The organism is Anaerococcus sp. HMSC065G05 (genome assembly GCF_001812365.1).
GTDB lineage: Bacteria > Bacillota > Clostridia > Tissierellales > Peptoniphilaceae > Anaerococcus > Anaerococcus vaginalis.
Window position 1 is genome coordinate 1 of the sequence record NZ_KV808699.1, and the last position, 23,060, is coordinate 23,060.

The following is a 23,060-nucleotide window of genomic DNA, read 5'->3' on the forward strand; positions in this document are numbered from 1 at the left end:
CTGAGGTGCATTTATAAATGCACCTTATTTTTTTACCCTATGACTTGATGCAAGGGCAAGAATTTCTATATTTTTTGGATTTTCCTTTTCAATTGTTCTTATAATTTCTTTCATAGTATTGGAACTTGTAATAATATCGTCAAAAATCAAAACTTTTTTCCCAGTCAAATCTCCATAAAATTCAAAAGAATTTTTTAAATTTTTTGCCCTTTCTTCTCTTGACAGTTTATGTTGAGCCTTTGTGTTTTTTATTTTTTTAAAATTTTCTAAATATTTCATATTAGTTTCATCTATAAAATAATCACAAATAAGTTTTATGTGGTCAAATCCCCTATTAATTAAAACAGATTTTGATGAGGGCGTCGTAAGAATATAATCAAAATCATCTATAGATTTTTCTTTAATATAATCATATATCATTTGACCAAAAATTTTATAAAGGGAAGTATTTCTATTAAACTTAAAATCTCCAATCAAATGTGCCATAAAAGGATTATAAAAATACAAAACTCTAGCCTTATAATTTAAAATTTCAAATTCATTGTCAACATAATCAAGCTTTGAAAGACAAGTTTTGCACAAAGAAAATTTTTCTTTTTCTTCATCCTTGCAAAAAAGACACAAATTATCATCCAAAAACAAAAAATCTCCAATCATTTTAACGCCTCTGATAATTCTTTTATCCAAAAACTTAAATTTGTAAGTCTTTTTGATTCGTTATTATTTCTAACCATTTGTTTTAAAATTTTCTTTTCTCCAAGTAAAATTACCAATTTTTTTGCTCTTGTTATGGCAGTATACAATAAATTTCTGTTTAAAAGCATAAATGATGCTGGCATCATTGGAATTAATACGCAATCAAATTCAGATCCTTGCGATTTGTGAATTGTAATTGCATAGGATAAGTCCAAATCTTTAACATCTTCTTTTTTATAAGAGACAATATTTCCATCATAAAACTCTACTTTTAAACTTTCCATATTTTTATCAATATCAATAATTCTACCAATATCTCCATTATAAACGCCATCATCAAAATCATCTGGATTTAAGCTTTCAAGTTCATAATTATTTCTAACTTGCATAACCTTATCACCTAATTTAAAAATTCTATTGTTAATTTTAATTAAATTAGGATTTTTATTTAATTCTTTTTGACAAAGATCATTTATATTAACAATTCCCCACAAAGATTTTTTGCTAGGCGCAAGTATTTGAATGTCGTTAATAGGATCAAGTTTATAGTAGTTAGGAAGTCTATTTTTTACCAAATCCAACAAATCGTTTTGAAAATTTTTTGAATTTGAATTAATAAAGAAAAAATCCTTATTTTTTTGATTTAAAATTGGATATAGACCATCATTTATTCTGTGAGCATTTACAACAATATTACTCTCTTTGGCCTGCCTAAATATTTTTTTAAGTTTTACTGATTTTATATCCGTATCCAAAATATCTTTTAAAACATTTCCTGCACCAACACTTGGAAGTTGATTGTGATCTCCAACCAAAATTAAAGCGGTTTTTGATGAGAGAGCTTTCAATAATTTATCCATTAATTTAATATCAATCATACTTGCCTCATCAAGGATTACATAATCGCAATCAAGAGTATTTTCCTCATTAAATTCTGGAATTGGACTTTCTGGTTTTATTCCTATTAACCTATGAATTGTAAAAGCTACATTTTCTGTAGACTCTTGCATCCTTTTTGCAGCTCGTCCTGTAGGTGCTGCAAGATTAAATTTCAAATTATTTTCATTTAAAATATTACAAATAGCCTTTATTATTGTAGTTTTCCCAGTTCCAGGACCTCCAGTAATTACTAAAAGCATATTATTAAAAGCTTCTTTTATAGCAATTTCTTGTTCTTTTGAAAAAGCATCAAAGTCTTCTTTTATTTTTACATCAAAAATATATTTTTCATTTTGAAGCCTAGAAAGATTTATTGCACATGATTTTTCTGCCTTATAAATATCTTTATCATATACAAATTCGTCTTCTCCAATTTTTATAATTTGAATTTTTGATTTAAGTAAATCTTCATTTATCTGTTCATTTATTTTATTTTTATCTACCTTAATCAAATCAAAAGTTTTATTCAACAAATCTTCTTTTTTTAAAGCACAAGACCCGCTCATTTCTGCATCATTTTTTAAAATATAAGAAATGGCCGCTGAAATTCTAAATTTAGAATCATTTTTCATTTGCATATTCATGGCAATATTATCAGCCATTACAAAACCAATTCCTGAAATATCTTCAGATAATTTATAAGGATTTGTCTTCACAATAGAAATCGTATTATCTCCATAAGCTTTGTAAATTTTATTTGATAAGTTAAAAGAAATATTTAAACCTTGAAGATATAACAAAGCCTCCCTACTATCTCTAGCATCAATAGTAGATTCTTTTATTTTTTCAAGTTTTTTCTTGCCAATTCCTTGTATAGATAAAAGTTTTTCAGATTCATTAAAAACAACATCAATAGATTTGTCCCCAAATTTTTCATAAATTAATTCAGCAGTTTTTTTTCCAATTGACTCAATATTTCCACTAGAAAGATACGAAATAATTGCTTTTTTGCCTGAAGGTTTTTTTATCCTAGCACTTTCTACATTTATTTGCTCCCCATATTTGTCATGATAAATTAATTCGCCTTCAACAACAACTTGATCGTTTTCATTAAAAAAAGGCATAATTCCAGTACAAGTTATAGGCGAGTCAGAAGTTTGTAAGGATAAAACCGTGTATCCATTTTCTTCATTTCTATAAATTATACTTTTAATTATGCCTTCAAATTTCATTATTAATTTACCTGTTTTCTTTCAATAAGAGCACCAAGTTTTGTAAACTTTTCAATCAAATCACTATATCCTCTATCAATATGATAAATATCAGATATTTTTGTCTCTCCATCAGCTACAAGTCCAGCAAGGATAAGAGCAGCTCCTGCCCTTAAATCTGTAGCTTTTACTTCGGCTCCATGAAGTTTATCAACTCCAACAATCACTGCCCTATTTCCTTCAGTAATTATTGCAGCTCCCATTTTTTTAAGCTCATCAACGTGCATAAATCTATTTTCAAAAACAGTTTCTACAACTGATGATTCGCCCTTGCATACTGTCATTAATGCCATAAATTGAGATTGAACATCTGTAGGAAATCCAGGATATGGTAGAGTTTTTATACTTGTAGATTTTAATTTTTTACTAGCTTTTACCCTAATCATATCATCATCTTCAATTTCTTCTACCTTAGCACCAATTTCGATTAATTTTGCTATAACTGGTCTTATGTGAGAACCCAAAACATTTTTAATTAAAATATCTCCGCCAGTAATTGCAGCAGCTAACATATAAGTTGCAGCCTCAATTCTATCTGGGACTATTGTATGTCTTGTTCCCTTTAATTTTTCTACACCCTTAATAATTATATTTGATGTACCTGCTCCAATTATATTTGCACCCATTTTTGACAAAAATGATGCAAGATCTACAATTTCTGGTTCTTTTGCTGCATTTTCAATTACAGTTTCCCCTTCTGCCATGGTAGCTGCCATCATAATATTTTCAGTAGCACCTACTGAAGGAAAATCCAAATAAATTACATTTCCTGTTAAACCATTTTTTGTTTTTGAAGATATTTCTTCGTGATTCATAGTTGTTTTTGCACCTAAAGCTTCAAAACCTTTTAAATGCAAGTCAATTGGTCTTTTTCCAATATTACATCCACCAGGAGCTTTTGTTACTGCATGTCCAAATTTTGCAAGCAATGGACCCATAACTATAAAAGATGCTCTCATTTTATCCATCAATTCAAATGGTGTTTCAAATTTATCTACATTTGAAGAATCAATTCTAAGACTTGTATCTGTAATATATTGAACCTTAGCATTTAAACTTCTTAGTATTTCCACCATAACTTCTATATCTTTTAATTTTGGCACTTCATCTAAAATAACTTCTTCGCTTGCCAAAAGACTTGCAGCAAGAATTGGAAGAGCAGAATTTTTTGCTCCAGAAATATAAACTTCTCCTTTTAATGGCCCATTTTTCCTAACTACTAATATTTCTTCTTTACTCATACTATCCCCTTATTTAGTACCAAATAACCTATCTCCAGCATCTCCTAGTCCTGGCACTATATAACAATCATCATTTAATTTTTCATCCAATTGAGCAATATAAATATCTACATCTGGGTGTTCTTCTTGAACTCTTTTAATTCCTTCAGGTGCTGCAATTATATTTAATAATTTTAAAGAAGTGCATCCTTTTTCTTTTAATCTTTGGATGGCATCACAAGCTGAACCACCAGTTGCAAGCATAGGATCAATTACTAACATATCTCTTTTGTTAGAATCTTTAGGAATTTTTAAATAATATTCTATAGGTTTCATTGTTTTTTCATCCCTATACATTCCTATATGACCAACTCTTGCTGCTGGGAAAACTTCAATTAATCCATCAACCATACCAAGTCCTGCTCTAAGGATTGGAATAATTCCAAGTTTTTTTCCAGAAAGTCTATAACCTGTAGTTTTACAAATTGGTGTTTCTATATCATATTCTTCTAAAGTAAAATCTTTACTTGCTTCATAAGCTAAAAGAATTGTTATCTCTTTTATAATTGATCTAAATTCATTAGAACCTGTATTCTTATCTCTTAAAATTGAAATTTTATGTTTGATCACTGGGTGATCCAAAATTGTTACTTTGCCCATCATTTCTCCTTTACAAATTAAAAATATTTCCAGATGCGGATTTTTTCATCCTATTCATTATACTCTTTCCAAGCCCAATGTCTTTAACTCCCTCAGCAAGAATTATATCTACATTTTTTCTATCTAAATCTCTTAAAGCTTCAAAAAGAACATGGCTCATTTCTATTAAATTATCTTTATTTCCTAAAGAAAGTGTAGTAAATGCTGAAAATTTTTCAGTATCCTTATCAAAAACTAAAATCCCTACTTTTTTGCCTTCACTTTTATATTTTAACGCTAAATCTTTTATTTTTTCTACACTTTTATCTCCAACAAAAACTTTCATTTCTGCTTTTGGCGCATAATGTTTGTATTTTTGACCAGGAGATCTTGGAACTTTTGAATCGTCAACCAATGAATCATCCAAACAAACATTTGGAATAAATTTTTTTATGTATTCATAAGTGTAATAGCCTGGTCTTAATATACAAGGATTTTCCAAACTCATATCAATTACAGTTGATTCAATTCCAATATCTGAACTTCCTCCATCAATTATCAGTGGAATTCTTCCCTTCATGTCATAATAAACATCTTTTGCATTTGTTGGGGAAGGTCTGCCAGAAATATTTGCTGAAGGCGCTGCAATTGGTGTATTACAATATTTTATAAACTCTCTTGCAAGTTTATCTTTTGGTCTTCTAACAGCAACTGTATCTCCTCCACCTGTAATTATATCAGGAATTATTGAGCTTTTTTTAAGGATTACAGTAAGAGGACCTGGCCACAAATTTTTAATTAAAAATTTTGTCCTATCATCAACCTTTTCAACCAATTCATCAAGCTTATAATCTTCATCTATATGAAGAATCAATGGATTATCTTCTGGTCTATTTTTTGCCTTAAAAATTTTTTTAGCTGCTTTTGGATTTAATCCATCAGCTCCCAAACCATATACTGTTTCTGTGGGAAAAGCAACTAATTCTCCTTTTTTGATTATTTCAGCTGCATGGTTTAGGATATTTTCATCTATATTTTCTCTATCTATTTTCAATATCTCTGTTTGCATTTTTTACTGACTTTCTTAATTTCTCAATTATTTTTTTGTTTTCTTCATTTTCTATTAAGCAATAAGTTGGATCCATGTGTATGGTTATAGAAATATTTAACTCATTTAAAAGTCTAAGTTCAATATTTGTAACTGCTTGATGCATAATTCCTACACTTATATTTGATGGAACTTCTACATCGCAACTTCCTACAAGCTTTCCTCTGCCATATTCATGAATTTTTAAATCGTGATAGCCATGGATAAAGTCGCCAGAAAGAATTATTTCTTCAATTTTTTTATGAAGGTCCTCACTGATTCCTTTTCCCAATAACTTATCTATCGTATCTATAAACAAATCTAAACCTGGTTTAAAGACAATAATGGATAAAATTATACCCAAAAGTGCATCGAGGTTAAAATTTATATATTTTTGTATAATTACAGCAAAAATAATAGAAATTGTTGACAATATGTCATTTCTTGCATCTATCATTACTGCGTAATTTAATTTAGAATCTAGTTTTTTGTCTAAGTTTTTATTTAAAAAATAAATGTAAAATTTAAATCCTAAAGAAATAACAAGGATTATTATGCTAAGTTTAGAAAGTTTTGGTAAATTTCCTTTATAAAAACTATCTATAGAACTTGTAAATAGCAAAAATCCTACAAACATAATAAGAATTGAAACCAAAAAACTTGCTATGTATTCACTCCTACCATGTCCGTAAGGATGGTTGCTATCGGCTGGTTTGCTACTTGCTTTTGCTCCAACCAAAGTGATTAAACTCGTAAGGGCATCGCTCATATTATTGAAAGCATCTCCCATTACTGCTGAAGAAGATGCAATTATTCCTATACTTATTTTTATTAAAAACAAAAATATATTAATTAATACTCCAACTAAACCAGATAAAGAAATTAATTTTAATCTTACTCTTTGTTTATCAGTCAATTTATAATCTTTTACAAATTTTTTTGCAAGAATTTCAAACAATTAGTCTTCTCCCATTGTCTTTAATTTTCTAGTTTGGTCTTCTGTTATCAAAGATTCTATCATCTCTTCAATATTTCCATCTAAAAAATCATCTAATTGATAAATAGTTTTATTTATCCTGTGATCTGTTATTCTTCCTTGTGGGTAATTGTAAGTTCTAATTCTTTCAGACCTATCTCCTGTTCCTACTTGAGATTTTCTGTTGTCTGAAATTTCTTTTTGTCTTTTTTGCTCTTCTATTTCATATAATCTTGCCCTTAATACTCTCATTGCCTTATCTTTATTTTTAATTTGAGATTTTTCATCTTGGCAAGTTACTACAAGTCCTGTTGGAATGTGAGTTAGTCTTACAGCAGAATCTGTTGTATTTACACTTTGTCCCCCGTTTCCACTTGACCTATATACATCTGTTCTTATATCATTCGGATCGATTTTTATATCAACCTCATCAGCTTCTGGCAAAACAGCAACTGTCGCTGTTGAAGTGTGGATTCTTCCACCTGACTCTGTTTCTGGAACTCTTTGTACTCTGTGAACTCCAGATTCATATTTTAATTTTGAATAAGCACCTTCTCCTCTTACAATAAAAGTTGCTTCTTTCATTCCGCCGATTCCTTGACTTGATACGTCAATATCTTCTGTTTTATATTTTTGTTTATCGGCATACATATGATACATTCTGTAAAGATTTCCAGCAAAAAGTCCAGCTTCTTCTCCACCAGCTCCTGCTCTAATTTCTACAATTACATCCTTGTGATCGTTAGGATCAGTTGGTATAAGTAAAACTTTTAAATCTTCATTATATTTTTCAAGATTTTTTTTATTTTCATCAATTTCAGATTTCAAAAGATCTATCATTTCCTTATCATCAGCTTCTTTTAAAAGCTCAGTATTTTCATTTATCATATCTTCTGCAGATCTTATTTGATTGTATTTTTCAACAATTGGTTTTAATTGATTATATTCTCTTGAAACTTTTTTAAACCTTTCAGTATCAGACAAAACTTCAGGATCAGCAAGTTTTTTTTCTAATTCTTTGAAATTTTCCCTCATATGTTCTAGATTTTCTAACATATATCCTCCTTAGATACAAGCTTTAATTATCCTATCAAAATCATTAAAATCCTTGTATGATTTTATTTGTTTATATCCATATTCTTCTAATAAATTACTTATAGAATCTTTTTGATCATAACCTATCTCTAGATATATTTTACCATTTTTATTTAGAAAGTTTTTTGCATTTTTTATTATTTTCTTATAAAAATATAAACCATCTTCTCCACCATAAAGAGCATTTTGAGGTTCATAATATAATTTCTTATCAAGTTTTTCAAAATCTTCCTTATTTATATAAGGTGGATTTGAAACTATTATATCGAATTTTTCTTCAATATTTGAAAAAATGTCACTTTCTTTAAATTCTACGTTATTAATATTTAACTTAATCTTATTTTCATTTGCAAGGTCTATGGCATTTTTTGATATATCTACTCCAATAATTTTAGAATCTTTTAAATTTTTTGAAAGAGCAAGAGAAATCACTCCGCTTCCTGTGCCTATATCAAGAATTTTTTTATTATTTGAATTATCATTAATAATAAGATCTACCAAAATTTCTGTTTCATATCTTGGTATTAATGCTCTTTTATCTACTAATAAATCTAAACCATAAAAATTCCACTTGCCAATTGCGTATTGGAGTGGATAACCTTCATTTATTTTATCATTAATTATTTTTAATTCATTTTCTATTTTTTCATCTAAAGCTTCTTCTTTATTAAGAAACAATAAATTTTTGTTTGTATTTAATAAATATGTAAGAGCAATTATCAAATCATTATTGTTTTTTTCTAAAATATCTTTAATTTTCATAAATACATATAAAAAATAAGGTTAGAAACCTAACCTTATTTATTTCTTCCATATTTTTTATTGAATTTTTCTACATTACCACCACGGTCAGAAAATCTTTGTTTTCCTGTATAAAATGGATGGCATTGTGAACATACTTCAACTTTGATTTCTTCTTCTGTTGAACCAACAGTGAATTCATTACCACATGATGTGCAAGTAACTTTTACTTGGTGGTATTCTGGATGTAGTTCTTTTTTCATATAAACACCTCTTCTTGTCTCTTTCAATAAGCAATAATGATTATACCATAGGAATATTTATCTTTCAAGCAAAACTTTTAAATATTGTTTTGATTCCCAAAACAAGTCCCATCGAATAAATAAATATTGAAGGAGGCTTACAAAAAATAATTATTTTTACAAAAGTTATTAATTTCATATCTGTAAGTCCTGAAAAATAACACAAAAAATCATCAGGAGCTACTGGAAGTAAAATAGCCCAAGCAAAAAATTTATCATATTTTTCGTGATTTAACCACTTATCATATTTTTTAAAATTTTCTTCGCCAAAAATTGCAAGCACAACTTCTTTTCCAAAAAATCTAGAAATTAAAAATACTATAATAGAACCAAGGCAAATGGAAATATAATTATAAACAAAGCCCCACAAAGGTCCAAACATAACAACTCCAAAAGCTGTAGTAATTCCACCTGGTATAACTGGAATTATGATTTGGATTATTTGCAAAATCATAAAAATTAGTGGAGCCCAAATCCCATATTGTTGCAAAAATTTTTGAAGACTTGCAACTGATGTAAATATTCCTAACTTATAACCCTTGTAGCCTAAGTAAATAGAAATTAAAATTATAAGAATACTTGTAATATTTATTATAGTTTTTGCTTTAACTTTCATAAAAATTCCTAACTTAATTTATTACATCTTCATTATAACTTATATAATAAATTTATGGCTAATTTTTGTAAGTTTTATTTATAAGTTCTACAAATTCATCATTTGATTTGCATTTTGCCATTAAATTAATTAATTCATTTGTGAAATCTATCTTATCTTTCATATCAGAATTTCTAAGTTTATAAACTGCCTCAAGCTCCTTGTTGTTCAATAATAAATTATCTTTTCTTGTTGATGATTTTTCTATGTCAATGGCTGGGAAAATTCTTCTTTGGGCAAGCTTTCTATCAAGATGCAATTCCATATTACCAGTTCCTTTAAATTCTTCATACACCATATCATCCATTCTTGATCCTGTATCGACAAGGGCTGTTGCAATAATTGTAAGAGATCCACCGTTTTCAATATTTCTTGCAGCTCCAAAAAATTTCTTTGGACCAATTAAAGCCAAAGGATCAAGTCCACCAGAAAGAGTTCTTCCTGATTGTGGAGTCATAATATTATAAGCCCTTGCAAGCCTTGTAATTGAATCTAATAAAATTACAACATCTTTATTATCTTCTACAAGTCTTTTTGCTCTTTCAAGAACCATCTCTTGCATATAAATATGATTTTGAGGAGCCTTATCAAAAGTTGATGCTGCAACTTCTGTTCTTGTAAGCTCATTATCTTTATCTCTGTATTGATTTACAAATCTTTTAAAATCTGTAACTTCTTCTGGTCTTTCATCAATCAATAAAACCAAAATCTTTAAATCATCAAAGTTTTTTTCAAGAGCATATTCAATATCCTTAATCAAAGTAGTCTTACCAGCTTTTGGTTGGGATACTATAAGTCCTCTTTGTCCTCTTCCTATAGGCGCAATAATATCTATTATTCTTTGAGAAATTTTATCTTTGCTTGTTTCAAGTTTTAATTTTTGATTTGGGTAAATTGGTGTGAGTGATTCAAAATTTGACCTATTAAAAGCATCTGCTGCCTTTAAGCCATTTACATCTGATACGAAAATTAAGGGAGAAAATTTATCTTTATCTTTTTTTACTCTGGCAATTCCTTTAATAAAATCACCTGTTTTTAGTCTAAACATTTTAACTTGCTTAGGAGAAACATATATATCATCATTGCTAGATTCATAAAGCTCAGTTCTTAAAAATCCAAAACCATCTTCGTGAAGGTCTAAGAGTCCTTCACAATTAAATTTTTCTCCAAGATCAAAATTTTCATTTGAATCGTCTAAATCATTGCTAGAACTTTCATTATTTTCAAAATTTTTACTATTGCTATATGCCTCTTTAATTATTTCTACAAGCTCATTTTTTCTGTAAGATGAAAGAGATTTTATCGAAAGATTTTTTCCAATTTCTCTTAGTTCATCTAACTTTAGCTTATCTAAATCATTTATATTTATATCCATATTATTCCTTTACAATAAAAATATACGGAGCCAAAAGGCTCCGATTTTATTTTTATTTTTCTGCTGAATTTTCACATTCGAAAAATTCTATTTTTTCTCTAACCTTATCTTTGATTGCTTCAAAACCTGGTTTTAATACTTTTCTTGGGTCAAATCCCTTACCAACTTTATCTTTACCTTCTTCAAAATATTTTCTTGTAGCTTCTGTAAATACTATTTGGCATTCAGTATTAATATTTATTTTTGAAACTCCTCTTTCGATAGCTTTTTTAACTTGTTCTTCTGGAATTCCTGTACCTCCGTGTAAAACTAGAGGAATTTTTCCAGCTGCTTCTTTGATTTCTTCAAGTCTTTTAAAATTAAGTCCTTGCCAATCTTCTGGATAAACTCCGTGAATATTTCCAATTCCTGCCGCTAAGAAATCAATGCCAAGTGATGCAACTTTTTTACATTCTTCAGGATCTGCTAATTCTCCTGCAGAAACAACTCCATCTTCTTCTCCACCGATTCCGCCAACTTCTGCTTCTACAGAAACATTTTTGGAATGACATAATTCAACAATTTCTTTTGTTTTTTCTATATTTTCATCTATTGGTAGGCTTGAACCATCAAACATTATTGAAGTAAATCCTGCTTCTAGTGCTTTTTTAGCTCCTTCGTATGAACCATGGTCTAAGTGAAGGGCAACTGGTACTGTGATATTTAAATCTTTATCAAGTCCTTCAACCATTTTACTAACTACATTAAATCCACCCATATATTTTGCAGCACCTTCTGATACTCCCAAAATAACTGCTGATTTTTTTTCCTCACAAGCTTCAAGTATTGCCTTTGTCCATTCAAGGTTATTTATATTGAATTGTCCAATTCCATAACCATTTTCATAAGCCTTGTCTAACATTTCTTTTGCATTAACTAACATATTTGCTCCTTAAATACTCCTTAATGAATTTATTATAAAATCATTTTCGTTTAGACTATCTTTAGTAATAGAAACTAAAGATGGTATTTGATTAATACCCAATTTTTTGATTAATTCCCTATTTTTATCAATGTCTATAATCATTTTTTTTATATTTTTATATGAGTCTTCTTCTTCTTTTAAAAAGTTTTTTTTCATTAAATTCGAAGAGCTTGACCAATTTGCATGAAATAGGGCTATTATTTTTTTATTATCAACTAATATCTTTTTTAAAAATTCTTTTGAAATTTTATAATCAACTATTTGCATAAATCATCTTTTATTGAAGATATAATTTTTTCGATAGCTTCATCTGTTGGCATTTTTAAATTTTCCATATCAGATCTTTTTGAAAATTCTACCATATCATCTTTTGCATCTTTTCCTACAGTAATCCTATAAGGAACTCCAACCAAGTCTCTGTCATTAAATTTAACTCCAGCTCTTTCTTTCCTATCATCAAGCATTACTTCAATGCCTGCATCTAATAATTTATTGTAGATTTTTTCTGCTATTTCTTTTTGCTCTTCATTGTTTTTGTTTACAAGAGTTATCCAAGCTTCAAATGGGGCAACTTTTGTTGGCCAAATTATTCCATTTTCATCATAATGTTGCTCAATAATTGCAGAAATTGATCTTGTAATTCCTATTCCATAAGAGCCCATTATAAATGGTTTTTGTTTTCCATTTTCATCCAAGAAATAAGCCTCAAGGCTTTCTGAATATTTTGTTCCTAATTGGAATATATTTCCTACTTCTATTCCACGAGCAATTTGAAGTTTTTCTTTTCCATCTTGTGAAAGATCTCCTTCTTTTGCTGTCAACAAATCTTCGCAAACTTCCCCATCAAAATCTCTCTTATAATTTGCATTTATATAATGGTGGTCAGTTTTATTTGCTCCAATTACCATATTTTTATATCTTGTAATTGACTTATCAACAATAACTCTCACATCTTCTTTTAAATCTTTTGGACCAGTAAAACCTGGTTCTGCTCCAGTGATTTTTTTTATTGTTTCATCATCCATCATTTCTATTTCATGTTCTGGGACTTGTAAGTAAGAAATTAATTTTGCCATATTTAATTCCCTATCTCCTGGAACAATAACGAGAACCGGCTCGCCTTTTACCAATAAATCTACAGCTTTAGCACATTTATTTTCATCTATTTTTAGAAAATTTGAAACTTCTTCAATTGTTTTTGCATCTTTTGTTTCAACTAATTCTAATTCCTTTTCTTTTTCATTTTCGTCAATTTCTAGGAAAAATTTTGCAGATTCATCAGTTGCTGCGTAATTTGAATTTTCTGTATAAAAAATTTCGCCTTCTCCTGTTTCTGCAAGTGCCATAAATTCGTGGCTTATATTTCCACCCATAGCTCCAGAATCTCCCTCAACAATTTTATAATCAAGGTCTAGGGCATCAAAAACTTCTACATAAGCATCCCACATTTTTTGGTAAGATTTTTCCAAGCCTTCCATATCAACGTCAAATGAATAAGCATCTTTCATTATAAAATCTCTTGACCTATTTATTCCAAATCTTGGTCTTTTTTCATCCCTAAATTTTGAAACTATTTGGTACAAATTTAATGGAAGTTGCTTATATGAATTTAATTCGTCTTTAATCAAATTTGTAAATTGTTCTTCGGCAGTTGGTCCAAGGCAAAATTCTCTGTCGTGTCTATCTTTTATTTTAAACATTTCTGGTCCAAAATTTTGCCATCTACCAGATTTTTCCCAAATATCTTTACTTTGTAATACTGATGTTGAAACTTCTATAGAATCATATTTTTCCATAGATTTTCTTACAATATTTTCAATTTTATTTATAACTTTCATTCCTAATGGTAAGTAGGAATAAACTCCTGATGAAGTTTTTCTAATAAAAGCTCCTCTTACCAAAAGCTTATGACTTTGTGTTTCTGCATCTTGAGGATCATCTCTTAATGTAGGCATATAATAATTCGATAATCTCATTTATCCTCCACTTTTTAAATTTTTATCCTTAAAAATATTATCACACTTAGTTTTTTTAATCAATTATTCTACGATTGTAACTTTTTGAACTTCTTCGCCACAATTTGCATCAAAATTTATTTCTGATAAAATATTTTCTTCCAAATTCGCGACAATGCAAGGTGTAATTATTGAAGGCACTTTGTCTTTTATTTTTTCAATATCTACTGACAATACCTTATCGCCTTTTTTAACCATATCTCCAACTTTAACATGAGGAGTAAAGCCTTCGCCTTTTAATTCTACAGTTTCAAGTCCAAAATGTACTAATACTTCAAGTCCTTCTTGTGTTTTTATTCCGATCGCATGGTAGCCTTCTGGTTGTAAAGTAACTTCTCCACTTACTGGAGCAAAAACTTCGCCATTTTCAGGTTCTACTGCAAATCCATCTCCTACCATTTTTTCTGCAAAAACTGGATCTGGCACTTCTTCTAATTTTACAACTTTTCCTTTTACTGGACTTGCTATAGATACGATTTTTTCTTCCTTTTTTTTCTTTTTAAAAAAATCAAACATTTATTTCTCCTTTAAATTTTTCATTGACAAACCAATTCTTTCTCTTTTTTTGTCAATTTCTATTACCTTTACTTTTATTATATCAGAATTTGTAACAATCTCATTTGGATCTTTTATAAATTTATCGCTCATATTTGATATATGAACAAGTCCATCAATTCCTACTCCAATATCAACAAAACAACCGAACTCTGTTATATTTCTTACAGTACCTTCTAAAATATCTCCCTCATTCAAATCATCTATTGATAAAATTTCACTTTTTGTAACAACTTCTGGAAGTTCATCTCTTGGATCACGTCCTGGTTTTTTTAATTCTTCAATTATATCTTTTAAAGTCAAAACGCCAACTTCAAGTTCGTCAGCACATTTTTCTAAATCAATTTCATCCAAATTATAATCTACAAGTTTTTTTGCAATAACGTAGCTTTCTGGATGAACTGCTGTATTATCTAAAAAGTTTGGAGAGTCAGGAAATCTCAAAAAACCTGCTGCCATCTTATAAGTTTTATCTCCAAGACCTTTAACTTTTTTTAAGTCTTTTCTTTCTTTTATCGCACCATTTTTAAAATCTTCTTCGATTCTTTTTGCAAGATTTAAATTTAATCCGGAAACATAAGATAATAATTTGTAAGATGCATTATTTATATTTACCCCGACTTCATTTACACTATCTTCTACAACTTTTTCAAGCTCATCGTCTAATTTTTTTTGATTTATATCATGTTGATATTGTCCAACGCCCAAATGTTTTGGATCAATTTTTACAAGCTCTGCCATAGGATCTTGAAGTCTTCTTGCCATTGAAACTGCACCTCTAATTGTAACATCAAGATTTGGAAATTCTTCTTCCCCAAGCTTTGATGCAGAATAAACAGAAGCTCCTGCTTCATTTACAATTGCATAAGAAACACCATCAACTTCTTTTAATAATTTATTTACAACAATTTCAGTTTCTCTACTTGCAGTTGCATTTCCCAAAGCAATTATATCAACATCGTATTTACTAATTAAATTTTTTAAAATCTCAATAGATTCTTTTTCTTTAGAGTGAGGTTTTACTGGATAAATTACAGCCTGATCTAAATATTTTCCGTGCTTATCAATAACAGCAACCTTACAACCTGTCCTAAAACCCGGATCAAGACCAATTATATTTTTATCTTTGATAGGTCTTTGTAAAATATATGGCTTCAAATTTTTTGAAAAAACTTTAATTGATTCATTTTCTGCATTTTCTGTTAGCTTATTTTTTATTTCAGTTGTTATTGTAGGAATTAAAAGCCTTTTGTATGAATCTTCAATAGCTTTTTTTATCAAAGATTCTGTATAATCATTGTTGGATTTGTAAAGATTTTTGATTAAAGTTAGGTTGTAATTATCTGTAAATTCTAATTTTACAGTCAAATCATTATTTTTTTCTGCCCTATTTAAGGCTAAAATTTGAAAAGGCTTTAAATTTTTAATTTTTTCATCAAAACCATAATAATTTTCATAAATAAAATCTTCATCTTCTTTTTTTTCTGCCAAAATTCTTGCCCTAACAAGTCCATCTCTTCTAATTATATTTTTTGCCTCAATGTTATTTGCAACATCTTCTGCCAAAATATCCAAAGATTTATTTATAGCATCGACTTCATCCTCAATGCCTTCTTTTATGTATTTTTTTGCTAGTTCAAGACCTTCATCTTCACTTGTTGCATTCATCAAAATCTCATCCAAAAGCTCCATTAGTCCAAGCTCTTTTGCCTTATCAGCTCTTGTTTTTCTTTTTTTCTTAAAAGGAGCATATATATCTTCAAGTTCAGTCAAAGTTTTTGCCTTTTCAATTTTTTCTTTCAATTCATCATCAAGCTTTTCTTGGTTTTCCAAAGAAGTAAGAATTTCTTCTTTTCTTTTTTCAAAATTTCTAAGCCTTGTAAGTCCACTTTCAATATCTCTAATTTCAGTATCTTTTAAGCCACCAGTTTTTTCTTTTCTATATCTTGCAATGAAAGCAACAGTAGAGCCTTCATCCAATAATTTTATAACCTCATCAATACTTTTTTGATTAATATTCAATTCATCGGAAAGAATTTTTGATATTTCCATTATTACCTCACTAATTCAATCTAAAATCACAAAAATATAGGAGATTTCCTATATTTTTAATTAATATATTTATATAGATACAAATATACTATACTCTTTTTTAAAAAAATAAAAAAGCTGGTGCAAAACCATTATTGATTAATAATTTTCACCAGCTTTAATTTAATTTTCTGTTATATAATTTATTTTATATTTTGGGAAATTCATAGAAATTGTTCTTCCTTGAAATTCATTTCCAAATGACCTATCAAGCTCATATAGGTTTGATGGATCATAAAATACTACCTTTGAATTTTTTGCTTTTTGTGGAATCAAATCAAGTTGAAATTTATATTTTGACCTATTTTTTGAATAATCTAAAAGCAAATCAATAAATCTTCCATAATCATAATCATTGAAATTTTCAAATTCCAAATCAAGCTTGTATTCATCATCTTGTCTAATATCAGCTTTACACTTGTCAGATTTATAAGATTTTTTCACTCCATCAGCCAAATTTGTAAGAGAAATCATTGTGACAAGTTTGCTGTTTTTGTCATTTATAAGATTAATCAAATCATTTTGATTCATTTTATATCTAAAATCATATAAATTTATTTCTTCATCTATATTTTCATTTAATTTTTTATCTATATCCTTCAAATTTAACCTTTTTGTTTGAGTTTTTTCTAAATCATCCTCTACTTGTTCGTTTTCTTCTTTTTTCAAAACTTTTCTATCTGAATTTTTGCTTTTGTTTTGAGAATTTTTTCTAAAAGGAATATTTAAATCATCAAACCTCATTCTGCCTGTATTTCCCTTAAATGTATCAACTCTTTTATATGTATTGTATAAAGTTGTAAATACCATAAATAAAAAAGATAGGCTTGTAAGTAAGTGTAAAATATTTTTATAAATTCCACCTCCGGGATTAAATACATTTAATAAAAGCATAATCAAAAATGGAAGTGAGCCTGTGTATGCGAAAAAACTTTTTATAGGATTTTTATCAGACTTTTGTTTTTTTACTGGATTTTTATCTTTAAAAAGTTCTTTTTTCCTCTTATTTTTCATTATTCTTTTTATATTTTTATAGGCAAAAATAAAAAATCCCAAAGCATACAATATATTTATAATAAGCTTAATGCTAGGATAATTTTGGTAAATATCTATCGGCAAAACCCTCATGAAAAAATCGAAAATAAAGGTCATTACTAATAAAAATAAACCAGCCTTTATTAAAATTTTTGATATTAAAAACAAAATAGCAAGTCCTAAAATTAAAACTATAATTACTAATGGCAAATTTAATTTGTTTAAAATATCATATATTCCATCATAATTTAAATTATTCATATTACCACCTTTGAAATAATTATACCAAATATAAAAAAAAATTGAAATCTATCTATATTGAATAAATTTTAAATTTTCGTATAATAAATTTATATGCTGGAATAGCTCAATCGGTAGAGCAATTGTATCGTAAACAAAAGGTTGCGGGTTCAAGTCCTGTTTCCAGCTCCAAATATAAAAAGGCTATTGCAAAAAATTATTTTTTTATAATTTTGCAATAGCCTTTTAAAATTTTTATAAAATTTTTAATCTACAATATCTCCAATCAAATAATCATCTATTCGTTGAGTTATTTTTACATTTTTAATTTCATTAATTTCTACTCTATCCTTGCTATGAACTCTTAAATAATTTGTAGAATATCCTGACCTATATCCATCAAGTTCTGTTTTTGTTTCAAATAAAACTGATAAAGTTTTTCCAATTTGCTTATCCAAAAATTCATGAGAAATTTCTTTTTCAATAATAGATAATTCCTTAGACCTTCTTTTTTTGATATTTCCATCAATTTGATTTTTCATACTAGCAGCCTTAGTCCCATCTCTTTTTGAATATTTGAAAAGATGAGTTTTGGAAAATTTAATATCTTTTACAAAATTTTTAGTTTCATCGTGATTTTTTTCGCTTTCATTTGGAAAACCTACAATTATATCTGTTGTAAGTCCTGCATTTGGAAAATATTCCCTAATCAAATCTACTTTTTCTTTAAAAACTTTTGTGGTATATTTTCTATTCATTAATTTTAAAACATCATCAGAACCTGATTGGAGGGATAAATGAAAATGATCACAGGCTTTTTTTGTATCTTTCATTCTTTGTAAAAATTCCCTATCAATATGCCTTGGCTCCATTGAGGAAAGTCTAATTCTTTCTATCCCATCAATTTTTGCAATGTGTTCAATTACATCTATTAATGAAATATCCAAATCAAAATCTTTTCCATAACTTGCAACATGAATTCCTGTCAGGACAATTTCCTTATATCCATTATCCCTAAGTCTTTTTGCCTCATCAATTATTGAAACCAAATCCCTTGATGCAATATTTCCTCTTGCATAAGGAATCAAACAATATGAGCAATACATATTGCAACCGTCTTGGATTTTTATATAAGCTCGAGTCATATCAGCTTGTTTTGAAATTTCCAAATCTTCAATAGCTTCTCCTATAGAAAATTCTTCAACATCTTCCATTTTTTTATTATTTTTAATGAAATTTTCGCAAAGGTCAACCACTTCTTCTTTGTTACGAGATCCCAAAATTATATCAACGCCATCAATTTTTTTTACTTCATCAGCCTTTACTTGTGAATAGCAACCAATAACTGCAATTACTGCATCTTTGTTTTCTTTTCTTGCTTTTGAAATAGTTTGTCTGGATTTTCTATCGCTCATATTTGTTACTGTGCAAGTATTTATAACATAAATATCAGCATTTTCTTCTTTTTTTTCAAATCCTCTTTTTTTAAATAATTCTTCTATGGCCTCTGATTCATATTGGTTTACTTTACATCCTAAAGTTTTTATATTAAATGTTTTTTTCATTAATCAAACAAATCCTTTAATTTTTCAAAAAAGTTCTTGTCTTCTTTTACCTCATCGCCAGATATTTCAGCAAACTCTTTTAATTTTTCCTTTTGTTCTTTGGATAATTTTGTTGGAGTAATAACTTTTACATAAAAATAAAGATCTCCTTGTCTTTTAAATCTATCAGATTTTATTCCTTCATTTTTAATTCTAAATTTACTTCCTGTTTGAGTTCCTGCTGGGATATGATATTCTTGAGTTGTTGTAAGAGTAGGAACTTCTACATTTCCGCCCAAAGCTGCTGTTGCAAAAGAAATTGGCATTTCATAATAAATATCAAGTCCATCTCTTTTAAAAATATCGTGTTCTTCAACTTTTAAAATTATATACAAATCTCCATAAGAACCACCATTTTCTCCAGCATTTCCTTTTCCAACAACTCTCATTACAGAATCATTTTCAACACCAGACGGTATATCAATTTTTATTTTTTCATTTTTAATTTTTCTTCCTGTTCCATGGCAATCTGGACATTTTTCCTCAATTATTTCTCCAGATCCATGGCAATTATCACAAGTTGTTTGGCGAGAAACAGTTCCAAATGGAGTTTGGCTAATATTATTTATAACGCCCGTTCCATTACACTTAGGACAAGTTTTAATTTTACTTTCATCTTTTGCACCTTTGCCGTTACAAGTTTCACATTCAACTTCTCTTCTTACTTGAATTTCTTTAGAAATTCCAAAAGCTGATTCTTTGAAAGTTAATTTTACAACTTGTTGAATATCAGAACCTTTTCTTGGTCTTTTTCTATTTTGACTTCTTCCTTGAGAAAAAATATCTCCAAATATATCCCCAAATATATCATCAAATCCGCCAAAGCCACCAGAAAATCCGCCAGCTCCACCATTTTCAAATGCAGCTGATCCGTAAGTATCATATTGACGTTTTTTTTGTGGATCAGATAAAATTTCGTAAGCTTCAGATATTTCTTTAAATTTTTCTTGAGCCTCTTCGTCATCTGGATTTAAATCTGGATGATATTTTTTTGCAAGTTTCCTATATTTTCTTTTTAATTCAGAATCAGTGACATTTTTGTCAACTTCTAATAATTCATAAGGGTCTTTCATTTATCCTCCAATATAAAAAAAATAAATTATTGCTAATTTATTTGTAGTATCTTAATTTATAATTTTATTTTTTTATCTAAGCCCAACTATTATACCACTTTGATAAAAAAATTAAATTATATTTTAAAATTTTAAGTAAAAATAAAGAATAAGAAGCAAGGCTTCCTATTCTTCATTTTTTATTTATTTTTATTCTTCATCGTCATCTACAACTTCATAATCTGCATCTACTACATCGTCATCTGCTTTTCCAGCGTTTTGACCTTCTTGACTTGCTTGAGCGTTTTTATACATTGCTTCACTCATTGAGTAGATTTCTTGTTGTAGAGCTTCTGTTTTTGCTTTGATGTCTTCAGTATTGTCAGCTTTTATGCTAGCTTCAAGATCTTTGATTTTTTCTTCAATCTTATCTTTTTCGCTTCCTTCAACTTTTGCATCTTCAAGAGTTTTTCTTGCTTGATAAACTAATGATTCAGCATTGTTTTTAACTTCAATACTTTCTTTTTTCTTTTTATCATCTTCAGCAAATTTTTCAGCTTCTTTTACTTTTTTATCTATTTCTTCATCAGTTAAGTTTGTTGATGATGTGATAGTAATTTTTTGTTCTTTTCCACTTCCTTGGTCTTTTGCTGATACATTTACAATACCATTTGCATCTATATCAAATGTAACTTCGATTTGTGGAACTCCACGTCTTGCTGCAGGAATTCCTGTAAGTTGGAATCTACCAAGAGTGGTATTGTCTGCTGCCATTTCTCTTTCACCTTGTACAACGTGAATATCTACATCAGTTTGTCCGTCTGCAGCTGTTGTAAAGATTTGAGATTTTTTAGTTGGAATTGTTGTATTTCTTTCTATTAATTTTGTAGCAACTCCACCAAGAGTTTCAATTCCTAATGAAAGTGGTGTAACGTCAAGAAGTAATAAATCTTTAACTTCTCCTGTCAAAACTCCACCTTGAATTGCAGCACCAAGTGCAACACATTCATCTGGGTTTATATCTCTTTGTGGTTCTTTTCCAATTATATTTTTAACTAAATCTTGAACTGCAGGAATTCTTGATGAGCCACCTACAAGCAAAACTTTTTCGATATCGCTTGATGATAAAGAAGCATCTTTTAATGCATCTTCAACTGGTCCTCTTGTAGCTTCAACAAGATCGTGAGTTAATTCATCAAATTTTGCTCTTGTAACTGTTAAGTCTAAGTGAACTGGTTGTCCATCAACTGCTGTAATAAATGGTAAGTTTACATTTGTTGTTTTTGTTGATGATAATTCTTTTTTAGCTTTTTCTGCTGCATCTTTTAATCTTTGCATAGCTGTAAGATCTTTTGTTAAATCAACGCCAGTTTCTTTTTTAAATTCAGCTGCTAAATATTCAACTAATCTATTATCAAAGTCATCTCCACCTAATTTATTGTTTCCTCTTGTAGATAAAACTTCAAATACTCCATCGCCAACTTCTAGAATTGAAACGTCGAATGTACCACCACCAAGGTCGTAAACCATAATTTTTGCTTGATCAGTTTCTTTGTCCATTCCATAAGCAAGGGCTGCTGCTGTTGGTTCATTTATAATTCTTTTTACATTTAAGCCTGCAATTTTTCCAGCATCTTTTGTAGCTTGTCTTTGAGCATCTGTAAAGTAAGCAGGAACTGTAATTACAGCATCTGTTACTGTATCATTTAAATAACTTTCTGCATCTGATTTTAATTTTTGCAAAATCATTGCTGAAACTTCTTCTGGTGTGTAAGAATTTCCATCAATTTCATTTGTTTTAAAATCTGAACCCATTTCTCTTTTGATTGATGAGATTGTTCTGTCTGGATTTGTTATTGCTTGTCTTTTTGCAGTTTCTCCAACAAGTCTTTCTCCATCTTTTGTAAATGCTACAACTGATGGTGTTGTTCTGTTTCCTTCAGTATTTGGGATTATTGTTGAATCCCCACCTTCCATAACGGCAACTGCTGAGTTTGTTGTTCCTAAATCAATTCCTATAATTTTTGCCATATTAATTCCTCCTATTTTGCAACTTTAACCATACTTGGTCTTATAACTCTATCATTTAGTTTGTATCCTTTTTGATAGGTTTCTATAATATAATTTGATTTGAAATCTTCGTTTTCTTCTGTTTGAAAAGCGTGATGGAAGTTTGGATCAAATTCTACTCCATCAGATTCGATTTCTTCAAGTCCTTCTTTTTCCAAAACTTTCCATAAAGAATCTCTTGTCATCATTATGCCTTGGACAAAAGAATCTTCTTCGTCTTGATCTTTAAGTGCTCTATCAAAATTATCTAAAACTGGTAAAAGTTCTTCGATTAAATTTGATGAAGCAAACTTTTTAAAATCTGCTCTTGCTTTTTCTTCTCTTTTTTTGAAATTTGTAAAATCTGCCAATAGTCTTTGGTATTTTTCTTTGTATTCATTATCATCATCTGATGAATCTTTTTCTACATTACCTTCTTCATCGACTATTTCAGCATCAATTTCTTCTAGTTGTTCATCTATATTTTCTTCTTGTTCAACATTTTCATCATGCTTTTTT

General features: G+C 28.7%; 21 protein-coding genes and 1 tRNA gene. 1 reads left to right on the forward strand and 21 read right to left on the reverse strand.

Translation table 11 applies throughout. The annotated features are described in order from the left end of the window. Nucleotides 1–24 precede the first annotated feature (24 nt). From HMPREF2852_RS03740 to HMPREF2852_RS03820, 17 genes are all read right to left on the reverse strand, one after another. Nucleotides 25–657, reverse strand: a complete 633-nt coding sequence (locus HMPREF2852_RS03740; RefSeq protein ID WP_070605995.1) for a ComF family protein — start codon at nucleotides 655–657, stop codon at nucleotides 25–27. Next, nucleotides 654–2,807, reverse strand: coding sequence for an SF1B family DNA helicase RecD2 (locus HMPREF2852_RS03745; RefSeq protein ID WP_019117498.1), 2,154 nt, complete (start codon nucleotides 2,805–2,807; stop codon nucleotides 654–656). The genes HMPREF2852_RS03740 and HMPREF2852_RS03745 overlap by 4 nt, the downstream gene beginning before the upstream one ends. Before the next feature lie 2 nt (nucleotides 2,808–2,809). After that, complete coding sequence (gene murA, locus HMPREF2852_RS03750; protein WP_070605996.1) at nucleotides 2,810–4,087, reverse strand: UDP-N-acetylglucosamine 1-carboxyvinyltransferase; 1,278 nt, start codon at nucleotides 4,085–4,087, stop codon at nucleotides 2,810–2,812. A 9-nt stretch (nucleotides 4,088–4,096) separates the two neighbouring features. Further along, a complete protein-coding gene (upp, locus tag HMPREF2852_RS03755) occupies nucleotides 4,097–4,726 on the reverse strand; it encodes a uracil phosphoribosyltransferase (RefSeq protein WP_019117496.1) in 630 nt (209 codons plus the stop codon). A 10-nt stretch (nucleotides 4,727–4,736) separates the two neighbouring features. Further along, nucleotides 4,737–5,774 carry an L-threonylcarbamoyladenylate synthase gene (locus HMPREF2852_RS03760; RefSeq protein WP_070605997.1) on the reverse strand — a complete coding sequence of 346 codons (1,038 nt, stop codon included), beginning with the start codon at nucleotides 5,772–5,774 and terminating at the stop codon, nucleotides 4,737–4,739. Next, on the reverse strand, nucleotides 5,746–6,750 hold the full coding sequence (locus HMPREF2852_RS03765) for a cation diffusion facilitator family transporter (protein WP_070605998.1): 1,005 nt from the start codon (nucleotides 6,748–6,750) through the stop codon (nucleotides 5,746–5,748). The genes HMPREF2852_RS03760 and HMPREF2852_RS03765 overlap by 29 nt, the downstream gene beginning before the upstream one ends. Continuing rightward, nucleotides 6,751–7,824 carry a peptide chain release factor 1 gene (gene prfA / locus HMPREF2852_RS03770; RefSeq protein WP_004839028.1) on the reverse strand — a complete coding sequence of 358 codons (1,074 nt, stop codon included), beginning with the start codon at nucleotides 7,822–7,824 and terminating at the stop codon, nucleotides 6,751–6,753. Between the two features lie 9 nt (nucleotides 7,825–7,833). Beyond that, entirely contained in the window at nucleotides 7,834–8,625 is a 792-nt protein-coding gene (gene prmC / locus HMPREF2852_RS03775) for a peptide chain release factor N(5)-glutamine methyltransferase (protein ID WP_070605999.1), read from the reverse strand. Nucleotides 8,626–8,660: 35 nt separating this feature from the next. Then, on the reverse strand, nucleotides 8,661–8,867 hold the full coding sequence (rpmE, locus tag HMPREF2852_RS03780) for a 50S ribosomal protein L31 (RefSeq protein WP_070606000.1): 207 nt from the start codon (nucleotides 8,865–8,867) through the stop codon (nucleotides 8,661–8,663). Nucleotides 8,868–8,931: 64 nt separating this feature from the next. Beyond that, nucleotides 8,932–9,522, reverse strand: a complete 591-nt coding sequence (locus tag HMPREF2852_RS03785) for a TVP38/TMEM64 family protein (RefSeq protein ID WP_004839031.1) — start codon at nucleotides 9,520–9,522, stop codon at nucleotides 8,932–8,934. A 58-nt stretch (nucleotides 9,523–9,580) separates the two neighbouring features. Further along, nucleotides 9,581–10,936 (reverse strand): transcription termination factor Rho, encoded by a 1,356-nt coding sequence (gene rho, locus HMPREF2852_RS03790; protein WP_070606001.1) that lies wholly within the window; start codon nucleotides 10,934–10,936, stop codon nucleotides 9,581–9,583. 52 nt (nucleotides 10,937–10,988) lie between these two features. Then, nucleotides 10,989–11,858: a class II fructose-1,6-bisphosphate aldolase gene (fba, locus tag HMPREF2852_RS03795; RefSeq protein ID WP_019117491.1), complete on the reverse strand. Its 870-nt coding sequence runs from the start codon at nucleotides 11,856–11,858 to the stop codon at nucleotides 10,989–10,991. A 9-nt stretch (nucleotides 11,859–11,867) separates the two neighbouring features. Further along, a complete protein-coding gene (locus tag HMPREF2852_RS03800) occupies nucleotides 11,868–12,167 on the reverse strand; it encodes a thioredoxin family protein (protein ID WP_004839036.1) in 300 nt (99 codons plus the stop codon). Then, the gene (locus HMPREF2852_RS03805; protein WP_070606002.1) at nucleotides 12,158–13,876 is read right to left on the reverse strand and encodes a proline--tRNA ligase; all 1,719 of its coding nucleotides are present in this window, start codon (nucleotides 13,874–13,876) and stop codon (nucleotides 12,158–12,160) included. Before HMPREF2852_RS03805 ends, HMPREF2852_RS03800 begins: the two co-directional genes overlap by 10 nt. A 63-nt stretch (nucleotides 13,877–13,939) precedes the next feature. Then, the gene (locus tag HMPREF2852_RS03810; RefSeq protein ID WP_070606003.1) at nucleotides 13,940–14,431 is read right to left on the reverse strand and encodes a PTS sugar transporter subunit IIA; all 492 of its coding nucleotides are present in this window, start codon (nucleotides 14,429–14,431) and stop codon (nucleotides 13,940–13,942) included. Further along, nucleotides 14,432–16,522 carry a Tex-like N-terminal domain-containing protein gene (locus HMPREF2852_RS03815; RefSeq protein WP_070606004.1) on the reverse strand — a complete coding sequence of 697 codons (2,091 nt, stop codon included), beginning with the start codon at nucleotides 16,520–16,522 and terminating at the stop codon, nucleotides 14,432–14,434. It lies immediately after the preceding gene. A 162-nt stretch (nucleotides 16,523–16,684) separates the two neighbouring features. Continuing rightward, nucleotides 16,685–17,857, reverse strand: coding sequence for a hypothetical protein (locus tag HMPREF2852_RS03820; RefSeq protein ID WP_070606005.1), 1,173 nt, complete (start codon nucleotides 17,855–17,857; stop codon nucleotides 16,685–16,687). A gap of 95 nt (nucleotides 17,858–17,952) precedes the next feature. On the opposite strand from HMPREF2852_RS03820, the gene HMPREF2852_RS03825 reads away from it, so the two are divergent. Next, nucleotides 17,953–18,028, forward strand: a tRNA-Thr gene (locus HMPREF2852_RS03825). Between the two features lie 74 nt (nucleotides 18,029–18,102). Here HMPREF2852_RS03825 and mtaB read toward each other — a convergent pair. The 4 genes from mtaB to grpE form a co-directional block, all read right to left on the reverse strand. Further along, the gene (mtaB, locus tag HMPREF2852_RS03830) at nucleotides 18,103–19,401 is read right to left on the reverse strand and encodes a tRNA (N(6)-L-threonylcarbamoyladenosine(37)-C(2))-methylthiotransferase MtaB (RefSeq protein WP_070606006.1); all 1,299 of its coding nucleotides are present in this window, start codon (nucleotides 19,399–19,401) and stop codon (nucleotides 18,103–18,105) included. Further along, entirely contained in the window at nucleotides 19,401–20,513 is a 1,113-nt protein-coding gene (dnaJ, locus tag HMPREF2852_RS03835; protein ID WP_070606007.1) for a molecular chaperone DnaJ, read from the reverse strand. Before dnaJ ends, mtaB begins: the two co-directional genes overlap by 1 nt. 189 nt (nucleotides 20,514–20,702) lie before the next feature. After that, a complete protein-coding gene (gene dnaK, locus HMPREF2852_RS03840; protein WP_019117483.1) occupies nucleotides 20,703–22,523 on the reverse strand; it encodes a molecular chaperone DnaK in 1,821 nt (606 codons plus the stop codon). 11 nt (nucleotides 22,524–22,534) lie between these two features. Continuing rightward, on the reverse strand, nucleotides 22,535–23,060 hold a 526-nt coding region (grpE, locus tag HMPREF2852_RS03845), incomplete at its 5' end, for a nucleotide exchange factor GrpE (RefSeq protein WP_070606120.1).